14 protein-coding genes are annotated in these 23,590 nt (G+C 62.4%); 7 read left to right on the top strand and 7 right to left on the bottom strand.

Annotated features, from left to right (window positions below):
- Positions 1 to 24 precede the first annotated feature (24 nt).
- Positions 25 to 1,020, bottom strand: a complete 996-nt coding sequence (locus tag A8O26_RS11335) for an ABC transporter substrate-binding protein (RefSeq protein WP_064118067.1) — start codon at positions 1,018 to 1,020, stop codon at positions 25 to 27.
- Positions 1,021 to 1,067: 47 nt separating this feature from the next.
- On the opposite strand from A8O26_RS11335, the gene A8O26_RS11330 reads away from it, so the two are divergent.
- Positions 1,068 to 2,171: a GlxA family transcriptional regulator gene (locus tag A8O26_RS11330; protein WP_253756815.1), complete on the top strand. Its 1,104-nt coding sequence runs from the start codon at positions 1,068 to 1,070 to the stop codon at positions 2,169 to 2,171.
- Positions 2,172 to 2,184: 13 nt separating this feature from the next.
- Here the strand turns inward: A8O26_RS11330 and A8O26_RS11325 are convergent, their stop codons facing one another.
- From A8O26_RS11325 to A8O26_RS11315, 3 genes are all read right to left on the bottom strand, one after another.
- Positions 2,185 to 3,369, bottom strand: coding sequence for a DUF2252 family protein (locus A8O26_RS11325; RefSeq protein WP_064118066.1), 1,185 nt, complete (start codon positions 3,367 to 3,369; stop codon positions 2,185 to 2,187).
- A 96-nt stretch (positions 3,370 to 3,465) separates the two neighbouring features.
- Positions 3,466 to 4,794: an ATP-binding protein gene (locus tag A8O26_RS11320; protein WP_064118065.1), complete on the bottom strand. Its 1,329-nt coding sequence runs from the start codon at positions 4,792 to 4,794 to the stop codon at positions 3,466 to 3,468.
- Positions 4,791 to 5,498, bottom strand: a complete 708-nt coding sequence (locus A8O26_RS11315; RefSeq protein ID WP_064118064.1) for a response regulator — start codon at positions 5,496 to 5,498, stop codon at positions 4,791 to 4,793. Before A8O26_RS11315 ends, A8O26_RS11320 begins: the two co-directional genes overlap by 4 nt.
- Positions 5,499 to 5,660: 162 nt before the next feature.
- Between A8O26_RS11315 and A8O26_RS11310 the strand changes: the two genes are divergently transcribed.
- From A8O26_RS11310 to proP, 3 genes are all read left to right on the top strand, one after another.
- Positions 5,661 to 5,978 (top strand): hypothetical protein, encoded by a 318-nt coding sequence (locus tag A8O26_RS11310; RefSeq protein ID WP_064118063.1) that lies wholly within the window; start codon positions 5,661 to 5,663, stop codon positions 5,976 to 5,978.
- Positions 5,978 to 6,637: a DUF3313 domain-containing protein gene (locus A8O26_RS11305; RefSeq protein WP_064118062.1), complete on the top strand. Its 660-nt coding sequence runs from the start codon at positions 5,978 to 5,980 to the stop codon at positions 6,635 to 6,637. Before A8O26_RS11310 ends, A8O26_RS11305 begins: the two co-directional genes overlap by 1 nt.
- 144 nt (positions 6,638 to 6,781) lie before the next feature.
- A complete protein-coding gene (gene proP, locus A8O26_RS11300) occupies positions 6,782 to 8,284 on the top strand; it encodes a glycine betaine/L-proline transporter ProP (RefSeq protein ID WP_064118061.1) in 1,503 nt (500 codons plus the stop codon).
- A 13-nt stretch (positions 8,285 to 8,297) separates the two neighbouring features.
- Here the strand turns inward: proP and A8O26_RS11295 are convergent, their stop codons facing one another.
- A complete protein-coding gene (locus tag A8O26_RS11295; protein ID WP_064118060.1) occupies positions 8,298 to 9,185 on the bottom strand; it encodes a LysR family transcriptional regulator in 888 nt (295 codons plus the stop codon).
- Between the two features lie 99 nt (positions 9,186 to 9,284).
- On the opposite strand from A8O26_RS11295, the gene A8O26_RS11290 reads away from it, so the two are divergent.
- Positions 9,285 to 9,950, top strand: a complete 666-nt coding sequence (locus A8O26_RS11290) for an NADPH-dependent F420 reductase (protein ID WP_064118059.1) — start codon at positions 9,285 to 9,287, stop codon at positions 9,948 to 9,950.
- Between the two features lie 87 nt (positions 9,951 to 10,037).
- Complete coding sequence (locus tag A8O26_RS11285) at positions 10,038 to 10,631, top strand: hypothetical protein (protein WP_064118058.1); 594 nt, start codon at positions 10,038 to 10,040, stop codon at positions 10,629 to 10,631.
- Here the strand turns inward: A8O26_RS11285 and A8O26_RS11280 are convergent, their stop codons facing one another.
- Positions 10,632 to 11,210: a hypothetical protein gene (locus tag A8O26_RS11280; RefSeq protein ID WP_064118057.1), complete on the bottom strand. Its 579-nt coding sequence runs from the start codon at positions 11,208 to 11,210 to the stop codon at positions 10,632 to 10,634. It abuts the gene before it with no gap.
- Between the two features lies 1 nt (position 11,211).
- Positions 11,212 to 12,012, bottom strand: coding sequence for a DUF2092 domain-containing protein (locus A8O26_RS11275; RefSeq protein ID WP_064118056.1), 801 nt, complete (start codon positions 12,010 to 12,012; stop codon positions 11,212 to 11,214).
- A 251-nt stretch (positions 12,013 to 12,263) separates the two neighbouring features.
- Here A8O26_RS11275 and A8O26_RS11270 point away from each other — a divergent pair, with 251 nt between their 5' ends.
- Complete coding sequence (locus A8O26_RS11270) at positions 12,264 to 23,579, top strand: VCBS domain-containing protein (RefSeq protein ID WP_064118055.1); 11,316 nt, start codon at positions 12,264 to 12,266, stop codon at positions 23,577 to 23,579.
- Positions 23,580 to 23,590: the final 11 nt, after the last annotated feature.

Genomic DNA, 23,590 nt, shown 5'->3' with positions numbered 1-23,590 from the left:
ACGCGGCAAGGTGAACTGAATGGGTTAAGGGTTGTTTGGCAGTAACGGGTTGAAGCGAGCGTCAAAGATCTGCTGAACCTGCAGCGGTCGCGGAATCAGGCGCTCGCTGGCGAACAGGTCGGCCAGATGCTGCTGCGAGGCAATGACTGTCGGCTCGATCGGCACATAGCGCAGAGCCTGATGCGCAAGCATCTCCTGCACCAACGCGACGGGAAGCCGCGTGGTTTGCGCGAAAACCTCGGCCCACTCCTGAGGGTGCGCGGTGGCCCACGCCTGAGCTCGGGCCAGTCTGGCGAGCAGATCGCCCAGTTGCCTTGCACGCTGTGGATCATTCAATGCCTGCAGGCTGGCGACGGTGAAATTCAGGCCGGTTTCCTGCCAGTCGCGGCCATCCACCAAAACCCGTGCCCCGCGTGATGTGGCCTGACCAACAAAGGGATACCACACCGCCCAGGCATCGAGCTTGCCGCTGGCAAACGCATTTTGCGCATCCACCGGGCTGACGTAGGCAATGTTCACATCGCGTGGGGTGAGGCCGGCTCGCTGCAGCGCTGCCAGTAACAAATAATGGCCGCTGCTGCCCTTGGCCACGGCGATGCGCTGGCCTTTCAAGTCGGCGACTTGCGTGGCCGTCGAACCTTGAGGAACCAGCAGCGCATTGTTGTTTTGCGCACCGCTCGCCACGCCAACAATGCGCACATCAAAACCACCGGCCTGAGCAAAGACCGGTGGGGCATTGCCCACCACACCGGCATCGATCGCCCCGGCGCTCAAGGCTTCGAGCATCGTGGTGCCGGCCAGAAACGGATGCCACGACAGCGCATAGGTGATGCCTTGGTCTTCCCCCGCGGCGTGTAGCAAGGCCTGGGTCAAACCACTCTGGTCGCCCATTTTCAATGCCGTGTCTGCCGCTGTTGCCGAATCAGTCAGCAGCAACGCAGCGCCACATAGCAGTGCCCGCAGATACGGCACGAATTGTCTGGTGAGTGGATGCTTGGCAGCAGAAGGTTTTACCGGCATTGTCGTGCCCTCGTTTTTGCTATGAACCCAGTATGTCGAGGCCCGCCGTGCCGCTCCATGCCAAACACCCCTCCTTTACTGCCATGTCGGACATCCCGCCGCTGCCGCTGCGCACAGTCGTGGTGCTGGCCTTCGATAACCTGTTGCTACTGAATGCGGCCGGCCCTTTGGAAGTCTTCGCCGCCATACCGCGCGTGCTGGGTGGCGACTTCATTGCCCACCCGCCCTATCGGTTGTTGGTGGCGTCGCCGCAGGGCGGACAGGTCATGTCGATTTCCGGCATCAGCGTGTCGACCTGTTCGCTTGAGCAGATCGACCAGATGGCCCCGCAGATCGATACCCTGATCGTCGCCGGCGGCCCGGGCATGGCGGCGCTGGAAGCGGATGAGCACGCCTGTGACTGGTTGTGCATTCGTGCGCCACAGATCCGTCGTCTCTGCTCGATTGGCACCGGCAGCTTTGCCCTGGCCGCCGCCGGCTTGCTGGATGGCCGCGAGGTGGTCACGCACTGGAAATTCGCCGCTGAACTGCAGGCGCGTTACCCGGCGGTACGCTGTCAGAGCGATGCGTTGTACCTGCACGACGGCAATCTGTGGACCTGCGGCGGCGCCACCGCCGGCATTGATCTGGCACTCGGTCTGGTGGAACAGGACCTCGGCGCGCCAGTGGCATTGGCGCTGGCACGTTATTTCACGGTGTTCCTCTGGCGCGGCGCCGAGCAGCCGCAACTGAGCGCCTCGCTCAACGCGCAGTCCAACGCGTTGCGCACCGATCCGGACGGGCGTCTGGCCCGATTGCATGCGTGGATTGCCGCTAACCTGAATGGCGACTTGCGCGTAGAGCGGCTGGCTGAACAGTTCGGCATGAGCGCGCGCCATTTCGCCCGCGCCTATGTCGCCGCCACCGGGAAAACCCCAGCGCAAGCGGTGGAGAACCTGCGTCTGGAGACCGCGACTCGATTACTCAAAACCACGAGCGAGCCGATCAAACGGATTGCTGAAACGGCGGGTTTTGGCCGTGAGGAACGGATGCGCCGCGCCTTCCAAAAGCACTTGGGCACCAGCCCCCACGGCTACCGCAGTGAAATGAAGGCCGCGACGTCGGGTGCGACTCAGCCGCTGGGCATTGCACTCGCCGGGCTGGCCCAGTAGTTCGGTTCTTGGATCAATGCTGTAACGCATAGCGCCGACAATGTTCCAGATAACCTTTTTCATGATTGCCGACCAATTGCACAACGCTGGTCCACAACCACGACGGCGCATCCAGACGTTTCGAGCGGCAGGTTTGCAAATCCGCCATCCACTCGGACCGCGTCGCCAGCTCCATTTGTCGGGCATGCGCGACGCCGACGACCCGTGCCAGATAGCCGGCCGCAAGCATCGCATCGCGCTGACTCAATTGATCCAGTTCCAGCTTCATGTCCTGCGGCAACAGTTCGCGGACAAAAAAGCCGTGGTCGAGCATGCGTGTCGCCAGCATCCGATTGCCCAGCCCGGGTGAAAGAAACCGCGCGCCTTCGACCACGCGTTTGCCATTGTCGCGCGGCATGGCGGCGCGGGCGGCGCGCGGTGCGGCGGCGCCGACGGCTTCTTTGATATCGAGCAGGCAATATTCCTCGTCATCGCCCTTGCCCACGCCCAGCAGCACGGCATAACGCTTTAACCCCAATGAACTGCAGCCTTTGACCCAATACGCCGAGTCGAGCATTTTCACCCGATCATCCTGTGAGCGGCCCTTCAACGACGTCACCAGCGTGTGGATTTCGGGGGTGGCGCACAGCGTTTTCAACGCGGCGCGCTCATCGCGCGACAGTGCCCAGAATTGTTTGCCCAGCGGAATGGTCGGTTTGGTGTTCTCGATGCGCTCTTCGGCCAAATGTTTCCAGGTACGCTGCACAGCGCTGCGCATTCCGGCTTTGACCTGCGCCGGCCGCGGTGGGTCTTCCTCGAGATCGCCGTCAAAGGCTTGCTCGTAGCCGCGCATCATTTCTTCGAGCATGCGTGCGGTCGCCACGCCGGGCAGGTCGGAGCCGCGCGCTGCTGTGGCGAGCGACAGCGCCAGGCGCACCAGATCATGCGCCGGGTTGCCGATCACGGTCTGATCAAGGTCACGAATATGGATATCGATCTGCCCTTTCAGATCCCCGGTCGGGCCCAGATTGCCGGCATGGCAATCGCCGCAGATCCACACCGCCGGGCCTTTGGGCAGGCTGCGGCCCGGTTGGCTGTGCAGCCATTCGTAAAACTGCACGGTGCTGCCGCGCACATAAGCGTGCGCGGATCGGGCCATTTTCAGATTGCGCAGTTGCGACAGCGGTTCAAGTCGGGCGGAAGGACGCGGGGTTTTCATGGACGCTTCTTAATGCAGAATGTGACCGGTTGACCGCTCGCGACGCACGAATGTTTCAAAGTGTTTCAGAGAGATTCAACCACGCCTGTTCAGCCCTTACAGCGGCAACTCAACGCGCGCCAACAATCCTGCACCGTCACGATTGCTCAACGTCAACTCACCGCCCTGCTCGCGCACAATCGCCCGCGCCGCCGAAAGACCCAGGCCAACGCCGCCAGTGTCGCGGTTACGCGAGGCCTCCAGGCGAAAGAACGGATCGAAAACCCGCTCCAGCGCCGCCTCGGGAATACCCGGGCCGTCGTCGCTGACCTCGATGCAGATCGAATACTCCTCACGCCGCAACGCAATCCCCGGCTGCTGCGCGTACTTCACCGCGTTTTCCAGCAGATTGACGATCACCCGTTTGATCCCCAGCGGTCGGCCTTCATACACCAGATGTGCCGGGCCAGCGAAGTCGACGTTGATGTGTTGATCGCGGTAGTCATCGACGATGGTTTGCAGCAGCTCCGAGAGATCGAACGCGGTGGTCTGCTCGCGGTGAGTGTCCTCGCGAAAGAACGCCAACGCGGCGTTGATCATCGACTGCATCTCTTCAACGTCGCGAATCAGTTTGCCCTGATGATCGAGGTCTTCCATGAACTCGCTGCGCAGGCGCATGCGCGTCAACGGTGCGCGCAAGTCATGGGAGATCGACGCCAGCATGTGCGTACGCTCGCTGATGAAATGCTGAATCTGCGCCTGCATGGTGTTGAAGGCGACAATGACCTGACGAATCTCGTCGGGGCCTTCGGGCTTGATCGGCGGTGCACGCAGGTCGGTGCCGAAACGTCGGGCGGCGCGGGCAAAACGCTGCAACGGGTTGGCCAGTTGACGCGTGGCGATCCACGCCACCAGCAACGTGGCAATCAATCCCAACGTGATGATGATCGCGATCCGCGTGCCCAGCTCCAAACCCCAACTGCGCTCAGGCGGGATAAATGCCAACCAGCTGCCATCGACCAATTGCACGAGTGCGGCGTAATGCGCCTGGGGATTGTCGTTCGGCCAGTCGCCGGGGTTGAACGCTTCGATCTTTCGATCATCACCCAGTAACTGCTGCAGCACCGGCACCCTGCTCGCGTCGATGCGAACGCCTTTATTGGGCAGGCCGAAGTCAACGCGCTGCGCTTTCCACGACACTTGCAGCATGGCGCTGCTCGCCGCTGCTGCCAGTTGCGGGCGCAGGTCGGCCGGGGCCGCCTCGATCACCCGTGAGGTCGCGGCAATCTGTTCCAGCAGACCGGTGCGTTCAATCGGTGGCCGTGCCCAGATCCCCGCCACCTGAAAAAACAGGGCATTGAGCGCCAGCGAAGCGACCATCGCGGCAACGATGGTCAGGGCAATACGCCGGCTCAGCGTGTCACCACGCCACAGTCGGCGGATCACGAGTGGCTGACCTTGGCGGTGAACAGATAACCGCCATTGCGCACAGTGCGAATCAGGTCCGGGCGCTTGCTGTCCGGTTCAATCTTGCGGCGCAGGCGACTGACCTGCACATCGATGCTGCGATCGAAGGCGTCATGGCCGTGACCGTGGGTCAGGTCGATCAACTGCTCGCGGGTGAGAATGCGCTGCGGGTGTTCGAGGAACACCACCAGCAAATCGAACTCGCCGCCGGACAGCGGAATCATCACGTTTTCCGGCGAGCGCAATTCGCGGCAGGTAATGTCCAGATGCCAACCGGCGAAGGCAATCACGGGGCGCGACGGTTCGACGAGGCTTTTCTGTTCACCGGCACGGCGTTGCAAGGCACGCACGCGAGCGAGCAGTTCCTGTGGGGCGAACGGCTTGGTCAGGTAATCGTCGGCGCCCAGTTCGAGGCCGACAATGCGATCGCTCAGCTCGGCCATGGCCGTGAGCATGATGATCGGAATGCCCAGTTGCGCGCGCACCTTCTGGCACAGGCTCAGGCCACTTTCACCCGGCATCATCAGATCAAGAATGATCGTGTCCGGACGGTTCTCTGCGATCGCCGCCCACATCGCTTCGCCGTGGGGCGCCACGTCGACCTCATAGGCGTGCTGCACGAAGAACTTCTTCAGCAGCGCGAGTATTTCCACGTCGTCGTCGACGAACAGCAGTCTGCTCACAGTCACAGGTCCCTGCACCGAAAAAGAGCCAATCTAAAGCCATTTCGCCGCCGGGGTCATTTATTTCAATCGAGCAACATTTCTACGCCGCCGACATCAAGCGGACATCCTCCGGCAAAACCCCTCGGGCACTCTGCAGCCATTCCAGACCAGGGGGTTCACATGAAGCTATTGAACGACAACCATTGCGCCGAGGGGCACAACAGCAATCGTCCCTTGATCCTCAGCCAGCGCACCGCCGCACTGGGGCCGGACACACCGATTGTGTTTCAAGAGTCGTGCCTGAGCGTTTCCGACGATCAGAGCCGCATCGTCCTGCGCCGCTACTTCGAGCAGTTCAGCCCGACCAATGCGCACTGGGTCGAATACGTCCACAGCATTGCCGCCGCCGACCTCATCCAATGGATCATGAGCCACGGCCAATTGCACATCGAATGCTCCGACAGCCTCACCACGCAACCTCGCAAGGAAAGCCGTTAATGCCCCGTACTCGTTCGCTGTCGCTGGCCATCGTCGCCAGCCTGAGCCTGTCGGCCTGCAGCAGTAACAAGGTCGAGCACAGCGGCTTTCTGCATGATTACAGCGTGCTGAGCGAACGCCAGTCGCCGTCCGGCAAGCCGGTATTGGCGTGGGTCAGCCCGGCCCTGGCCAGAGGTCGATACACCCAGGTTTATCTGGCGCCGAGTCAGTTTTACCCGAGTGCCGAGCCGACGCCGCGGATTCCGCTGAGCACATTGTCCGGGGTCACCGACTACTACGACGCGGCGCTGCGCCTGGAACTGGGCAAGGTCCTGCATCTGGTCAATCAACCGGGGCCGAACACCCTGGTGGTGCGCCCCGCCATCACTCAAGTGGCGACCTCTACGCAGGGTTTGCGCTTTTATGAGTGGCTGCCGGTGACCCTCGTCGCTGCCGGCGTCAGTACGGCCACCGGCATCCGTGATCAGGACAGTGAAGTCGCCACCGAGGTGTCGTTCGAGGACGGTTCGACCGGCGAAGTGATTGCCGAAGTGGTGCGCAAAGGCACCGGGTTGCCGCTGGAGAACGACAAGCAGGTGTTGACCGCCGACGACGTCAAGGCCGTGCTGGATGGCTGGGCCAGTGATATGGGGCATTCGTACGCGGCGATCCGCCGGTAAACCGCTATCCGCAGTCGGCGCGTAGGGAAAAAAAGCAGCGAGCAGTGAATTATTTCGTGTCCTCATGTATCTGAGCCAAAGAGCACGCGCCATCAAATCGATGGCATCTACGCGGCAAGATGGATCAGCAAAGAGAAGACCCGGATGAAATCACGCAAGAAAACCGTCAAGCCAATCGGCCTGAACGACATCACCATCGTCGACGACGCCAAGATGCGCAAGGCGATCACCGCCGCCGCGCTGGGCAACGCCATGGAATGGTTCGACTTTGGTGTCTATGGCTTCGTCGCCTATGTGCTCGGCAAAGTGTTCTTCCCCGGCGCCGACCCCGGCACGCAGATGATCGCTGCGCTGGCGACGTTCTCTGTACCCTTCCTGATCCGGCCTTTGGGTGGCTTGTTCTTCGGCGCACTGGGCGACAAGTACGGGCGGCAGAAAGTCCTCGCTGCGACCATCGTGATCATGTCGCTGAGCACCTTTGCCATCGGCCTGATTCCGTCCTATGCCTCGATTGGCATCTGGGCGCCGATCCTGCTGTTGCTGGCAAAAATGGCTCAGGGTTTCTCGGTCGGTGGCGAATACACCGGCGCGTCGATCTTCGTCGCTGAATATGCGCCGGACCGCAAACGCGGCTTCCTCGGCAGTTGGCTGGATTTCGGTTCGATCGCCGGTTTTGTCTTCGGTGCCGGTGTGGTGGTGCTGATCTCGACGACGCTCGGCGAAGCCAAGTTCGAAGAATGGGGCTGGCGCCTGCCGTTCTTCCTCGCCTTGCCGCTGGGCATGATCGGCCTCTACTTGCGTCACGCCCTGGAAGAAACCCCGGCGTTCCAGCAGCACGTCGAAAAGCTTGAGCAAGGCGATCGCGAAGGCCTCGCCGGTGGCCCGAAAGTCTCCTTCAAAGAGGTCGCGACCAAGCACTGGCGCAGCCTGATGACCTGCATCGGTGTGGTGGCGGTGACCAACGTCACCTATTACATGCTGCTCACTTACATGCCGAGCTACCTGTCGCACAATCTGCACTACAGCGAAAACCGTGGCGTGTTGATCATCATCGCGATCATGGTCGGCATGCTGTTCGTGCAGCCGGCAATCGGCTTCATCAGCGACAAGATTGGCCGCAAGCCGTTCATCGTTGTCGGCAGCATCGGTTTGTTCATTCTGGCGATTCCGGCGTTCATGCTGATCAATAGCGGCAAGATCGGTTTGATCTTCGCCGGCCTGCTGATGCTGGCCGTGTTGCTGAACTTCTTTATCGGCGTGATGGCCTCGACCCTGCCGGCGATGTTCCCCACGCACATTCGCTACAGCGCGCTGGCGGCGGCTTTCAACGTTTCGGTGCTGATCGCCGGCCTGACCCCGACCGTGGTCGCGTGGCTGGTCGAGAGCACCAATGATCTGTACATGCCGGCGTATTACCTGATGGTCATCGCCGTGGTCGGTCTGGCCACCGGCGTGACCATGAAGGAAACCGCCAACAAGCCCCTGCGTGGGGCTGCGCCGGCCGCGTCAGACCTTGAAGAAGCCAAGGAACTGCTGCAAGAACACCACGACAACATCGAGCAGAAAATCGAAGACATCGATGCCGAAATCGCCGCGCTGGAAGCCAAGCGCAAAGAGTTGGTGCAGCAGCACCCGCGCATTAACTAAGGCGGATGCCCGGTCAGGCAAAGCGCCTGACCGCGGCATCGATGAACTGGCGAACCTTCGCCGTCTTCTGCCGATGCGCCGTGTACAGCAGATGCATGTGTCTGCTCGGCGCCTCAAAGCACTCCAGTAACCTGACCAACTCCCCCCTACGCAACGCCGGCTCAAGAAAATCGGCAGGCCCCAGCACAATCCCGAAACCATCGACCGCCGCTGACAACAACGCCTTGCTCTCGTTGACGTGCAAGCGACTGCTCACCGGCACGCGCTCGACCTGGGCGCCGTTGAAAAATGACCACTCGTGGTCGACGGGCCGCGACCAATAGGCATAACCCAGGCACTCATGCTGTTGCAGATCGGCGGGCACTTGCGGCGTGCCGCGTTCGGCCAGATAGCGTGGTGCCGCGCAGACGATCAATCGATACGGAGCCAATGGCCTCGCGGTCAGGCTGGCCGTCGCCAACGGACCGATCCGAAAAGCCACCTCATAACCCTCCTCCACCAGATCCACTGCGCGGTCGGTCAGGTGCAAGTCGATTTCCACTTCGGGAAACTCACGCAAGAAATCAGTCACGAACGGCATCAGGCTGTAGGAGCCAAACGTCACCGGCGCGCTGATCCTGAGTTTGCCGCGCGGCGTGTCATTCATGACTTGCGCCAGCGAATCGGCGGCTTCTGCCTCGCTGACGATGTGCTTGCAGCGCTCGTAATAGGCCTGGCCCAGTTCGGTCAGGCTTTGCCGGCGTGTGGTGCGATTGAGCAAGCGTGCGCCGAGCCGCTGCTCAAGGGCGGCCACGTGCTTGGCGACCATTTGCGCTGACATGTCCAGGCGTTGCGCGGCGCTGGCATACGAGCCGGCTTCGGCCGCCATCACGAAAGCCGCCATGCTGGCCAGTCGATCCATTCGAAACTCCTGTTATTGAATGTTAGTAACAGAGTGCAATTTATCTGCATTCGGTCAGCAATCATCATAGAGGCTCCCCACCTGATAGAGGAACACACCATGCGCATTGGAATCGTTGGAGCCGGCTTCATCGGGCGCGCCGTCGCGCAAATCGCCCTCGCCGCCGGGCACGAAGTGATGCTCAGTAACTCACGCGGTCCAAAGACCATGAGCAGCGTGCTCGCCGGCATCACCGGCTGCCAGATCGGCACCGCCGAACAGGCCACGCAGTTTGCCGACGTGGTGTTGCTGGCCATCCCTTACGAACACATCACGAGCCTGCCCCCAGCCTGGTTCGAGGGCAAAACCGTGCTCGACGCCAATAACTATTATCCGGATCGCGACGGCCACATCGCTGCACTCGACACGTTCCAGACCACTACGAGCCGCTTGCTCGCCGAGCATTTGCCGGGCGCCACGGTGGTTAAGGTGTTCAACGCCATTCTTGCGGCGGACTTGCTCACGGATGGCCGCCCGCATGATTCCAGCGAGCGGCGCGCCCTGCCCATCGCAGCGGATGACACGCAGGCCAAGGCGTTGGTTGTGGGGTTGCTGGACGACTTCGGTTTTGATGCGGTCGACGCCGGAAGCCTCGACGAGAGCTGGCGATTCGAGCGGGCAAAACCGGCCTACTGCGCGCCGCTGGACAAGTCCGGGCTAGAAAAAGCCTTGGCCACCGCCGAGCGCGAGGTCGAATTGCCCTTGGGCAGTTGGCGGCACGGGTAACGCTCACTCCAGCGCTGAGCCCTTCCGGCAGGTGGACAGAGATCAGCTAGCCTTGAATCCGCATCGCCCGTCATTCAAGGAGCCGTCATGTACAAGTTCATCAAGACCACCGTGATCGGCGGTCTGCTGTTCATCCTGCCGCTGGTGCTGATCGTCGTGCTGATCGAAAAAGCCATTCACCTGCTGCGTGGGCCGGTCGAAAAGCTGTTGCCGATGTTCAAGGGCTATGACGTCGCGGGCGTGACGCTGGTGAGTGTGGCGACGTTGTTGGGCCTGATCGTTTTGTGTTTTCTCGCCGGCTTGCTCGCGCGCACCTCGGCGGCGGCGCGGGCCATGGAAGCCACCGAGAACAAACTGCTGAGCAACCTGCCGGGTTATCAGTTGTTCAAGGACACCACCGCGCGGTTTGCCGGACTGGAAAACGAGGACGGTTCCAAAGTCGGCATAATCGCCGAGGGCGAAGGCTTTCGCCTGTGTCTGATCGTTGAAAGCGTGGATGACTGGCTGACGATTTTCATGCCGGACGGTGGGCCCGCCGGCGGCACCGCCGGTGAAGTGCGACTGGTGCCGGCCGCCCATGTCATCGTGACCGACCTGTCGTGGCTGACCCTGGCCACCGGATTACGCCGTGGCGGCCGTGGCATGCTCGCGCAGATGCAACCCTGGGTGCCGAAAGGCTGATCAAGGCGCGTTGACCACCACATACGTCACATCGCTGCCCTGATACTGCGGCTGGTACCAGGTCGAGCCGCACTGCATATACGCGACGTTGTAGCGAATCACCTGCACACAACTGCTGGGCATTTGTGCCGGGGTGAAGATCGCCCCCACCACCGCTGCCGTGACCGCGACGGTTGCCGTCACCGCCGCCGCAGTCGCCACCGGATGGTAGTGATCGTCGTAGCCATAGCGGCCATGGCCGTCGACATCAATATCGACATCGCGACTGTTGTCGATATTGACGTTACGGTTGACGTTGCGATTGCTGTTATTCACGTAGGTGCGATTGCCGACATTGTTGCCGGCATTGACCCGATTGCCTGAATTGACCCGATTGCCGGCACTGACGTTGTTGGTACGCTGCGGCGCATTGATCCGCTGCGCCCGTTGCGCATTCGGCGCAGGCGCGCGGTTGACGTTGGCGCGCGCATGCCCTTGGGCGCGTTGCCCCCGGGCATCGGCTTCGGCGACATAACCTGCAGTCAGCAACATTGCGGTGGCCAGCGACAACAACAGACTCCACGTCATCGACTTGTTCATGTCACTGCCCTCCCTGATCGCTGGCTTTTTTAAACGCAATCGCCACATCGCCTTTGCCCGGTTTGAAGGTGAATTGCGTGTCCGGGATGCTCGGCTTGAGGTTCCACTGATACACCGCGCTGTACTCGGGAAAACTCTTATCGTCGGTGGTGGTGATCACCAGTTTGCACGGCAAGGGTTTATCGGAACGGGTCAGCCACAACTGCCAGTCGATGCCTTCCTGACGAAACGCCAAGTGGTCGCAGAGCTGGCCCTTGATGATCGATGGCCCGACGTAGAGCGCAGCTTTCAAGGCATCGATCTGCGCCTGATCGCTGCCGAACAGAAACAGATCCTCCATCGGCACCTGCACCCCGTAGAAGTTCTCGACCTTGTGCAGGGTTTCCGCCACGGTGGCCGGGGCGTCGACCGTGGTGTAGTACTTCAGGTACGGCGAATACTGGGTGAGTTTTTTGCCGTTATAGAAAAACTCGCGGGTGCGCACATCGCCTTCGCTTTTCGCATACAAACGATCATGGCCGACCACTTTCAGGGTGTTGGCGGACTCGGTCTTGATCTTCTGCCCGGACTCCAGAACGGTGTCGCGCGAGACTTGGGCATCGACCTGGAATTTCGGCAGGCTGCGCAGGTAATTGCCCATGTCGATCAGCTTGTCGACCACTTGCGGGTTGATCAACGGCGTGTCGTCGCTGGCCTCGGCAGCGGGCGTTGCGGGCGGCGTGGCGGGCGGGTCTTCGGCGCGGGCGGCCGGCGCGAGCAGCAACGTGAACATCAGGCAGACAATACTGGCTGGGGCTTTCATCGGTTGCGCTCCTGTCCCTGGGTGGGCGTTGCGCCCGAAGGGCGACTGACTGACCAGCCTAGACCTCACTATTGCTGTGCGCCAATGCGCACAATAACCCCGCGCACTGATGGCCATAGGCTGTTATCCCGACTCGGCGCAAGTCACTGAAGTTCGCTGGAAAACTGTAAGAAACGGCCTACGCTGAATTTGTCCGTCGCCCGGCGTCGGCACTCATTGGAAGGATTCAGCAGGCAGTACGAGGGCCGATCATGCAAGGTTCACGGAGTGGATTTTCCGGCGCACATTTACGCCCGCAACGTCAGGCATTGGCGCTGGAGCCCAGAATCCTGTTCGACGGCGCTGCCGCGTCGGCCGCCGTCGATCAACATCACAGCGATCCCGCGGCGCCGCCAGCTGCCGTGGATGCCCAGGTCCCGCACGCCACGCCAACCGAAGGCCGTGCCGCCACCGAGCAAGCACCGTCGGCCGCGCGCAGTCTGCTGGTCATCGACAGTCGCATCGAAAACCGCGAGCAGTTGGTCGCGCAGTTGCCGGGTAATGTCACGGCGATCGTGGTGAATGTCGGCGACGATGGCCTCGCGGCGATCTCTGCGGCGCTCGCGCAACTGGGTAAAGTCGATTCGATCCAGATCATGTCGCACGGCGCCGCCGGGCAGTTCACCCTGGGCAACCGCACGGTCACCTCGGACAACATCGACTCGCTGGGCAAGACCCTCGAACAATGGCGCAACAATCTGACCCAAGGCGCCGATATTCAGCTGTACGGCTGCGATGTCGGCGCCGGTGTGGCCGGGCAAACCCTGGTCAGCGAACTGGCACGCTGGACCGGAGCCGATGTCGGCGCCTCCAGCAACGACACCGGCAGCAGCAAGGCCGGCGGCGACTGGACGCTGGAAACCCGCGTCGGCGACATCGATAAAAGCATCGCCATCAGCGGCCTTGCCATGGCGCATTTCGACGGTTTGCTGGCCGATGCCGCGCCGACCGCGACGGTATCTACCGGCGGCAGCGATGTACTGCTCGGCGACCGTTTCACCTTCACCGTGAATTTCAGCAATACCTCGACCCAGGTGGGTTACGCGCCGTTCATCAACCTGGCAATGCCGGTCACCGGCAAGGATGGCGATGACGGCGTCAACTTCATCTCGGCCACGTATCTGGGGCAAAACCTGATCAGCCACGTGGTGACGTTCGATGCCAGCGGCAACGCCACGCATCCATTGGCCAAAGACGCCAACGGCAATTTCCTGATCATCAACGCCGCCACCTACGGCATGCGCGCCGGCGACAAACTGGTGGTCATCGAACTGCCGTTCGCCAGCGTTACCAATCAGCAACCGGTGATCGGCGTGCAGATCACCGCCAGCCTGAGCAATCTGGCCGACACGGCGTTTTCCAACGGCACGCCCGACCTGACTATTCGCGCCAGTGGCGGCTTTGAATTCGGTAACGACGCGCTGGACAACCCGACCAACGACCCGAGCCTGATTCAGGCCGGCACCGCGGCCTTCGTCGTACACCCGACGGTGATCACCGTCAGCGAGACCATCAACACCCCGGAAGGCGAAACCGCCACCGGCCCCAACTATGTGCGCACGCTGACGCTGTCGGCGACACCCGCGCCGGGGCAGACGCTGAGCAATGTCGTCGTCACGCAACCGCTGCCGGACAATATTCAGGTCAACTCGATCACCCCCGGCGCTGGCGGGCGGCTGACGTCGATCACCCTGCACGACGGCACCGTGGTGACCAATCCTGCGGAAATCGCCGTGCTGATTGCGGCCAATGACGTTTACATCAACTCGTTCACCGTCGCCTACGACAGCCTCACCGGCAAGACCGACACCGTGGTCGCGTTCTACGTGCCGGAAGTCGACGCCAACGGCCAACCGGTGCTCAACCCGGTGACCGGCGACGCGGTCACCGTGACCCTTGGCCCGCCGACGGCTTCCGGGCAATGGGTGCCGCTGGATCCGCGCGACCTCACCGCCCCCAACACCACCATCGATTTCAGCGGCACCGGTCAGGGCACGCAGTTCATCGCCAAGTCGATCACGTTGCTGAAAACCGCGACGATGCAGAACGACATAGGTCACACCGGCATCAGCCCCGGAGACACGCTGCAGTACAGCCTCAACCTGGCGATTTCCGACTACTTTGCCTTCGGCAAGGACTTCTTCAACGAAGGCCAGTTGGTGATCCGCGATCAGCTCAGCGACGGCCAGACCTTGAGCGGCACGCCGACCCTCACGGTGACCATCAACGGCGTCGTGCAGACCATCACCCTGGTCACCAGCGTGGTCAACAACGCCGATGGCAGCACCTCGATGGTGTTCGACATTGCCCAATCGTTGCGCAATGCGTTTTCCAATATCCGTGGCTGGCTCAACGGCGATCTGGCGTTCGACGATACCTTGCAGGGCGCGGTGGTCGCGGTGTTGAGCTATTCGGCCATCGTCGGCCAGACCTACAAACCGCCATCAGGCAATCCGCACCCGGACATCAACGAAGGCGACGAGCTGGGCAACACCGCCACCGTGGACGGCACACTGCTCGTCGATCAGTTCAACCTCACCGGCGAGAGCGAAACCGACGGCTCGAGCACCACCAGCATCATCCCCACCAGCAACGTCGACATCAGTCTGGTCGAGGTCAATAACGGCGCACCACCGGGCAATGGCGAGTTACGTCCCGGCGATGAGGTGACCTTCGAACTGAGCTACGACCTGGTCACCGGCGATTACGAGCAATTCAAACTCACCGCGTACCTGCCGTTGCCGCTGTTCAATGTCAGCGGGATTACCTGGGGCTCAGGCAGTGACATCGGTCAGTGGGAACTGGGCCCGGGCAATACCAACGCCGGCGGCGTGGTCAGCGTGACCAGCGCCGACGGCAACTCGGTGGTGTTCGACTTCGGCAGCTTTGCCACCAACACCACCACGGGCAGTCGCATTGTCATTCGCTTCACCGTCAAAGTGGGCGATCAGCCGTTTGCCGACCAGCGCTCGCTGGACGTGCTCGCACAATCGAGCCAGCAGACCACCCTCACCGACCGCACGCTGATTTCCTCCGACGTTGTCGCGATCGTTTCCGTCGCCGAGCCGGTGCTCAATATCAAGCACGGCGTGGTCTCCGGCTCCAATGGCACGGTCACCGGCACCAGCGGTAGCTGGAATCCGCCGGGCAGCACGGGCAAGCCATTCAATGGCAGCGTCACCGATCTGTCGGCGGTCGACGGCAACATCAGCAACATCGACGGCGCCGACCGTTTGCGCCTGGTCACGGCGATTGAAAACAGCGGTGGCGGCGGCGCGTTTGACGTCAGCACCAGCATCACCCTGCCCTCCGGTTTGAACTTTGTCGGCGGCAGTCTGGCGGCGGCCAATCTGCAGATTTATCGCGGCGACGGCACCTTGCTGGTGCTGGGCACCGACTACAGCGTCAGCGGCAATCAAATCACCTTCCTCGATGCGGGTGGCCAGGCCAGTCTGTTGGCCGGGCGCAGCGGCACGACGGCCGATAGCAGCGGCGCCAACGTCGTGGTGATCAGCTATGACGTGGTGGTCAGCGCGACCATCGAGGCCAGCCGCAGCCTGCAATCCACCGCCACCCTGAGCAACTACGCCAGCGTCAACAACGGCACCGACTTCACCCCGACCGACCTCACCGACCTGGCCAGCCAGCAAATCGCCGCTCCGGTCATCAGCAAAGTCTTTGCCGACGGCACACTGGACAATGGCGACTCCAGCGCCAGCCACACCACCGGCAGCGATCTGGTGGTCGGTGAAAGCATGCGTTACGACATCGTCATCACCCTGCCGGAAGGCACCACGCAAAACCTGCGCATCGAAGACCTGATTCCACCGGGCATGCGCCTGGACACCAGTTTCAATGGCGGCCTCGGCTACCAGATCATCACCACCCGCGCCGGCAGTGGCGCGCTCGGCGCCGATTTCGCTGGCAGCGTGCTGGTCAGCGGTTTTGCCGGAATTGGCGGCGCACTGGGTGGCGATGGTGTCGACGGGCGCTGGACCTTCAGCGTTTCCAGCGTCTCGGCGGACAACCAGACCGGCAACAACACCTTCGTGATTCGTCTGCAACTGGTGGCCAACAACGTCATCGCCAACCAGGCCAACGTCTCGCTGCAGAACAATGCGCAACTGATCTATAGCGATCCGGATGGCGACACGCCGAACGGTACCGTCACGCTGGATCGCAACGTTGCCCTGAGCGGTGGCCAACCGACGGTGACCGTGCGCGAGCCGACTCTGCAGATCAATCAAGTGATCACTTCCACCTCCGGCCTGGGCGGTTATGACCAGGGCGACACGGTGACTTTCAATATCACCATCACTAACGGCAATGGCAGCAGCGATTTCAGTGCGTTCGACATCAGTTTCCTCGACACCCTGCCGACCCAGCTCAGCAACGTCACGCTGGTGGGTGTGCTGTATCAGAACGGTGCGACCAATAACGGTGGCGTGGCGTTTGAAATCGTCGGCGGGCAGCTGCGCACCGCCAGTGGCGCCAATATCGATATCGCCAAGGGCGGCAGTATCGTTTTGCAACTGAGCGGCATCGTCAACGCCAGCGCCGCAGCGTTATCTAACATCGCCAACGTCGCCAGCGTGCAATGGACCAGCCTCGACGGTGGCAATGCTGGCGAACGAACCGGCGTTGACGGCGTGCTCAATGGCGGCACCCTCAACGATTACCGCAACCTGTCGACTTTGTTGATTCCTGTGGCTCAGGCCATCGAAATCTCCCGTGTCGGTGGCCTGCCGGACACGGCGGCGCCGAACCCGACCTCCGCAACCGTCGAACAAGTGACCGTCGGCGAAGTGATTCGCTACCGCGTGGTGGTGCTGGTACCCGAAGGCAACAACCCCAACTATCAAGTGCAGATCACCCTGGCCAACGGCTTGCAGTTCATCTCACCGGATGCGCTGGTCGATGCCCTGCGCATCGCGTTCATTTCCAACGGCGGGCTGACCAGCGACGCCAACCTGATCGTCGGTGGCACGCTGAATATCGACGGCAACGAAAACAGCCCCGAGGCCCTGCCGATCACTGCCGACCTGTCCGGCCTAGCGCCGCAAGGCATCTTCGACCCGAGCCGGTTGACCGTCGTCACCAACCCCGATGGCAGCCAGGTGGTGACGTTCAACCTCGGCAACGTGGTCAACGGCAATGGCAACGACGACGATCTGGAAGGCATCTCGATCGAGTTCAACGTGCGTGTGACCAACATTGCCGCCAACATTGCCGGCGCGCAACTGGCAGTGACCGCGCAGGAAATCGTCAACGGTGCCGGGCGTGCGGTCAGTGACACGGTGTTTGAACGCGTGGTCGAGCCGAGCTTCAGCAGCCTCGACAAGCAGATCGTCACCTTCAACCCGAACCCGAGCGGCAGCACCGGCAACGCCACGGTGCAACTGAGCTTCACCCAGAACGGCGGCCTGCCGGCGTTCGATACCAACATCAGCGACAGCTTTGCCGGCGGCAGCAATTACACCCTGCTCAGCGTCAGCATCAACGGCGTGAGTTACGGCCCGGGCAACCTGCCGGCCGGCGTCAGTTTCAGCAGCAGCGGCGGTTTGAGCGTCAATTTCGATCAACTGGATGTCGGCGCGCAGATTCAGGTGCGCTACTCGGTCGACCTGCCGAACGCGAGCATTGTCGCCAGCAGCAACGCGACACTGACCTGGAGCAGCTTGCCCGAAGACTTCACCAGTTGGGGCGGCAACAGCGTCGGCGTCGATGGCACTACCACCGGCGAACGCGATGGCAGCACCGTCGGCCCGAACCAGTACATCTTGCGCGACAGCGCCGGGCTCGGCGTGATCACCGGCACCTTGTGGAACGACACCGCCAGCCCGACCGCCAGCGCCACACCGGACGGCGCCGGTCTGGCCGGGCAAACCGTGACCCTGACCTGGGCCGGCGCCGACGGCCGCCTCGACACCACGGCCGACAACCTGCAATTCACCACCACCACCGACGCCAACGGCCAGTACCACTTCGGCGTACTGCCGCTCGGCGTGTTCCGCATCGATGTGCCGGCGGGTCTGGTCAGTTATCCGCAACCGCTGGGTGATTTGCGCGTGCGCGTCGACAGCGACGCCGGCCCCCTCGGCCAGATCACCATCAGCCTGGGCGATGCCGACACGCAAAGCGCCAACGCCGGCTATGTCGAGCAGAACGACGCCCCGGTCAACACCCTCCCCGGCACGCAAAACGGCCTGGAAGATGTGGTGCTGAATATCGGTGGCATCAGCGTTGCCGATGTCGATGCCGACCGCGACCCGAACGTCAACGATCGGGCGATCAGCGTGATTCTTACGGTCACTCACGGCACGCTGTTCCTCGGTGTGACAGTGCCGGGCGTTACGGTGAGCGGTGCCAACACCGCGAGTCTGACCCTGACCGGCAATCTCGCCGACATCAACACTGCGCTGGCCAGCCTGCAGTATCTGGGCAATGCCAATTTCAACGGCACCGACACCCTCACCGTGCTCAGCAATGACCGTGGCAACTACGGCGATGCCGACGGCGACGGGATTCCCGGCACGGCCGCCGATGCACTGACCGACACCGACACCCTGCAAATCATCCTCGCCGCCGTCAACGACAACCCGGTCGGCGTCAACGACAGCGCCACGGCACTGGAGGCCGGCGGCACCAACAACGCCTCCGCCGGTATCGACCCGCGCGGCAATGTGCTGACTAACGACACCGACGTCGACATCGCCACCAACGCCGATCAGTTGCACCTGGTGTCGGTCGGCCCCGGCGCCGGCATTCAAACACCAGTGCTCGGTGTAACAGTAATCAACGGCTTGTACGGTCAGTTGGTGATTGGCAGCAACGGTTCCTATCAATACGTCGTCGATAACAACAACGCCGCCGTGCAGGCCTTGCGCGTGTCGGGCCAGACCTTGCAGGACAACTTCAATTACATCCTCGCTGACCTTGCCGGTGAAACCTCGACGGCCACGTTGAGCGTGACCATTCAGGGCGCCAACGACACGCCGCAAGGCATCGACGACGACGGCGTGGCCATCGAGGCCGGCGGCGTCAACAACGGCACGCCGGGCAGCGATGCCACCGGCAATGTGCTGACCAATGATCAGGACGTCGACAGCGCGGCCAACGGCGAAACCCGCACCGTGACCGGTATTCGTCCGGTGGCCGAGGCCGGCGCCGGTAACTTCACCGCTGTCAGCGGGGCCACCGCCATTTCCGGGCTCTACGGTACCTTGACCATCAATCCCGACGGCACTTACAGCTACGTGGTCAACAACAGTAACGCCACGGTGCAGCGGTTGAGCGCCGGGCAACAATTGGTCGAGTTCTTCAGCTACCGGCTGACCGATGCCGGCGGCCTGGACGATGTCGCGCAATTGCGCATCGTCATCCAGGGCGCCAACGACAACCCGGTGGCCAGCGATGACGCGGCGTCGGCACAAGCCGCGTCCACCAACGGCACCGCCTCGGAAAGCAACCCGACTGGCAACGTGATTCAGTTTCCCAGCCGTCCGGGGCCAATCACCCAACCGGGTGGCAATGGCGTCGATCAGGACGTCGATGCCAACGATCAGCCGAGCAGCCAGTTGCTGGTCAACGGCGTGATCAACAAAAGCGAAGCCAGTTACAACCCGGCCGTCGACGTGCTCAGCGGTGTGGCAACGGGCACAACCTCCGCCAACGGCACCGTGGTGGCTGGTCTCTACGGCACCCTGCGCATCGGTGCCGATGGCTCGTTTTTCTACGACGTCGACAGCACCAATGCGCTGGTACAGGCGCTGGCGCCGGGTCAGACCCTGACCGAGTTCTTCACCTACCGCGTCACCGACACCACCGGCCTGACCGACACCGCGCAACTGGTGATTACCGTGCATGGCGTCAACGATCCACCGGTGGCGCAAAACGTCGTTGCGGTGGCCACCGAAGCTGGCGGGTTCAACAACCTGACGCCGGGCGTCAACCCTTCGGGCGACGTCACGGCCAACGATACCGACCCCGATGGCGACCCGTTGACGGTCACGCTGATCAAGTCCGGTGCGAGCGGCGACCCGGGCACGCCCATCGCGGTCAATCTCGGCGGCACGGTGATTGCCGGGCTGTACGGCACGCTGACGATTTTCCCCGACGGCAGCTACGTCTATGAAGTCGATAACAGTAACCCTGACGTTCAGGCGCTGCGTCGCAGCGTCGATCTGCTTTCCGAGCGCTTCACCTACACCGTCAGCGATGGCGTCGGTGCTACACCGCAAACCGACACGGCGGAAATCATCGTGTTAATTCGCGGGCAGAACGACAATCCGCTGGCCAATGATGATGCCGGCGTGGCCATTGAGGCCGGTGGCTTGAACAACAGCCAGCCCGGTCAGGACCCGACCGGCAACGTGCTGGACAACGACACGGATGTCGACGGCGGCGAAGTCCCCGGCGATCTGCCTGATTACGACTATGGCGAAACCCGCGCCGTGTCCTCGGTACGCACCGGCTCAGAGGCTGGCACCGGGACGCCGGGCACATTGGGCACGGAACTGCGCGGCACTTACGGTTGGCTGACACTGAATACCGACGGCAGCTACAGCTATCGCCTCGACAACAGCATGGCCGCCGTGCAGGCCTTGCGCGCCGGCAATACGTTGCTCGACGCGTTCAGCTACGAGGTGATCGACGCCGCCGGCGCCAGCGATCGCGCGACGTTGAACATCACAATTCAAGGACGCAATGACACCCCGATCGCGCAGAACGACAGCAACACCGCCGTTGAAGCCGGCGGCTTGAACAACGCCACGCCCGGAACCAATCCGAGTGGCAACGTGCTGAGCAATGACAGTGATGTCGACGGCAACGGCGAAGTGCTCAGTGTCATCGGGGTCAATCAAGGCTCATCGGTGGGCCTGATCGGCAGCGGCTTCAATGGCACCTACGGCGTTCTCATCCTGAATGCCGATGGCAGTTACAGCTATGTGGTCGACAACCTCAATCCGCAGGTCCAGGCACTGCGCAGCAATGCCGACACCCTCACGGAAACCTTCACCTATCAGATCCGCGACCTGGCCGGCGCCACCAGCACTGCGACGCTGACCATCACCGTGCGCGGGGCCAACGACAACCCGGTCGCCAGCGACGACAGTGCCGTGGCGGTCGAGGCCGGCGGCACCTTCAACGGCACGCCCGGGGTCAATCCGAGCGGTAACGTGCTGACCAACGACAACGATGTCGATGCCAACGACGTCAAACTCGTCACCGGAATTCGCACGGGCAGCGAAGCGGCCGGCGGCACCTTCACCACCGTTGCCGGCGCGCAGACCTTCAATGGTCTGTACGGCACGCTGACCCTCAACACCGACGGTACTTACAGCTACGTGGTCAATAACAGCCTCGCCGCCGTGCAGGCGCTGAAAGTCGGCGATTCGCTGGTGGAAACCTTCACCTACCGCCTGCGCGATATCGCCGGGGCCACCGACAGCGCACAACTGAGCATCCGCATCGACGGTGCCTGGGATGCGCCGGTGGCGGCCAACGACACCGTGCTGGCCGTGGCCGACAACGGCAACGGCAACGGCGTCAACCCGAGCGGCAACGTGCTGCCCAATGACACCGACGTCGACCAGGGTGACAGCAAGACCGTCACCGGTATCCGTTTGGGTACTGAAGACGCCGGCGGCAGTCTGGCCGGGGTCACGGCTGGCACCGACAACAGCAACGGCACGCTGATCAACGGCCTCTACGGGCAGTTGATCATCGGCGCCGATGGCAGCTTCACCTACAACCTCGATTCGAACAATGCGGCGGTGCTGGCTTTGGGGCCGCTGCAATTTCTCAATGAGCGCTTTACCTATCAGGTCAGCGACCGTGGCGGGCAGAACGATCTGGCGGAAATCCACATCATCATTCGCGGGCGCAACATTGCACCGGTGGCCAACACCGACACAGCGACGGCGATCGAGGCCGGTGGTAGCAACAACGATCAACCTGGCCTCAACCCCGGCGGCAATGTGCTGGACAACGACACCGACGCCGAAAGCGATCCGCTGTCGGTGATCGGCATTCACACCGGCACCGTCAACGCAATCGGCACGGTCGGCAGCGTCGGCACTTCACTGCGCGGGCTGTATGGTGACCTGCTGATCAACGCCGACGGCAGCTACACCTACACCGTCGACAACAATCTCTCTGCCGTCCAGGCCTTGCGCCAGAGCGGCCAGACGCTCAATGAAGTGTTCAGCTACACCATTGTCGACCGTTGGGGCGACACCAGCAGCGCCGAGTTGCGCATCACCGTCGATGGCCGCAATGACACGCCGGTCGCCGTCGATGACAGCGCCACGGCGGTCGAGGCTGGCGGCGTCAATAACGGCACGCCGGGCAGCAACGCCACGGGCAACGTGCTGGACAACGATACCGACGTCGACAGCGTCGCCAATGGCGAAGGCAAACAGGTGCAAAGCGTCAGCAATCAGGCCGGCCAGTCCACCGGCGCCGGGCAAGTGTTGATCGGCCTCTATGGGCAACTGACGTTGAACGCCGATGGCAGCTACACCTACGTCATCGACAACAACAACCCCGTGGTCCAGGCCTTGCGCACGGCGGGCGAAACCCTCAGTGAAACCTTCACCTACCGCATGGTCGACACGGCCGGCGCGACCTCGGACGCACGCCTGACCGTGGTCATTCAGGGCGCCAATGACGCGCCGGTCGCGCAGAACGACAGCGGGTTCGCCAGTGACCAGTCCCCTGCCCCGCAAACCACCGGCAACGTGCTGCCCAACGATGGCGACGTCGATAACAACGACGGCCTCGTCGTGGTCGGCATTCGCACTGGCGCCGAGGCGGATGGCGGCACGTCCGGTGTCATTGGCCAGCCCATCATCGGTCTCTATGGCACGCTGGTGTTGAACGCCGACGGCAGCTACACCTACACCATCGACCAGAACAACCCCGCCGTCCTCGCCGCCGCCGGTCTAGGGCAGATTCTGCGCGACGTGTTCACCTACACGATCAACGACCGTGCCGGCGCCAGCGATCAGGCGGAACTGGTGATCACCCTCGACATCGCCACGCCGTTCATACCGGCACCGGGCGGCAACAACTTCGAGCGTGACCCGAACACCCTGAACCGCAATTTCCTGATCCCTGATCCGCAGCCGGCGGTGTTTGTCACACCGGTGGTCGAGCGTGCGGCAGAAATCTCCGAGCTGTCGGCCTGGGGCGTCGATGGCAGCAACCTGCGGCTGGCGGCGGTCGGCGAGTTCACCAGCGAATCAGTGGGCAACGGTCTGGGCCTGGTGCCGGGGCAATTCGTTCAGCAAGCGGTGCGTACCAGTCGCCTCGAAAGCGAACTGGACCTGCTGTGGATTCAGGGGCGTCAGGGCCGCACCGGTTTGAGCGCCGACGGTTTGTTGAGCGATCCGTCGTTGTTCACCTTGAACCCGGCCGACTTGACGCACAGTCCGGCACACCTGGAAAAGCCTCATGAAAAACCCCGGGCCAAGGGCTTCAGCGCGCAATTGCGCGATGCAGCGCAGCGGCGCACACCCCGATAAAGCGGTCGACC

This window comes from Pseudomonas fluorescens (genome assembly GCF_001648775.1).
Taxonomy (GTDB): domain Bacteria; phylum Pseudomonadota; class Gammaproteobacteria; order Pseudomonadales; family Pseudomonadaceae; genus Aquipseudomonas; species Aquipseudomonas fluorescens_M.
Note: the sequence above shows the minus strand (reverse complement) of the source record. Positions and strands in the feature narration are given on the sequence as shown.

What these genes read in the sequence shown, in the direction of transcription:
- A8O26_RS11310 (WP_064118063.1), top strand. Translation starts at nt 5,661, where the DNA reads ATGAAGCTATTGAACGACAACCATTGCGCCGAGGGGCACAACAGCAAT.
- A8O26_RS11270 (WP_064118055.1), top strand. Translation starts at nt 12,264, where the DNA reads ATGCAAGGTTCACGGAGTGGATTTTCCGGCGCACATTTACGCCCGCAA.
- A8O26_RS11290 (WP_064118059.1), top strand. Translation starts at nt 9,285, where the DNA reads ATGCGCATTGGAATCGTTGGAGCCGGCTTCATCGGGCGCGCCGTCGCG.
- A8O26_RS11280 (WP_064118057.1), bottom strand. Translation starts at nt 11,210, where the DNA reads ATGAACAAGTCGATGACGTGGAGTCTGTTGTTGTCGCTGGCCACCGCA.
- A8O26_RS11325 (WP_064118066.1), bottom strand. Translation starts at nt 3,369, where the DNA reads ATGAAAACCCCGCGTCCTTCCGCCCGACTTGAACCGCTGTCGCAACTG.
- A8O26_RS11295 (WP_064118060.1), bottom strand. Translation starts at nt 9,185, where the DNA reads ATGGATCGACTGGCCAGCATGGCGGCTTTCGTGATGGCGGCCGAAGCC.
- A8O26_RS11285 (WP_064118058.1), top strand. Translation starts at nt 10,038, where the DNA reads ATGTACAAGTTCATCAAGACCACCGTGATCGGCGGTCTGCTGTTCATC.
- A8O26_RS11305 (WP_064118062.1), top strand. Translation starts at nt 5,978, where the DNA reads ATGCCCCGTACTCGTTCGCTGTCGCTGGCCATCGTCGCCAGCCTGAGC.
- proP (WP_064118061.1), top strand. Translation starts at nt 6,782, where the DNA reads ATGAAATCACGCAAGAAAACCGTCAAGCCAATCGGCCTGAACGACATC.
- A8O26_RS11335 (WP_064118067.1), bottom strand. Translation starts at nt 1,020, where the DNA reads ATGCCGGTAAAACCTTCTGCTGCCAAGCATCCACTCACCAGACAATTC.
- A8O26_RS11275 (WP_064118056.1), bottom strand. Translation starts at nt 12,012, where the DNA reads ATGAAAGCCCCAGCCAGTATTGTCTGCCTGATGTTCACGTTGCTGCTC.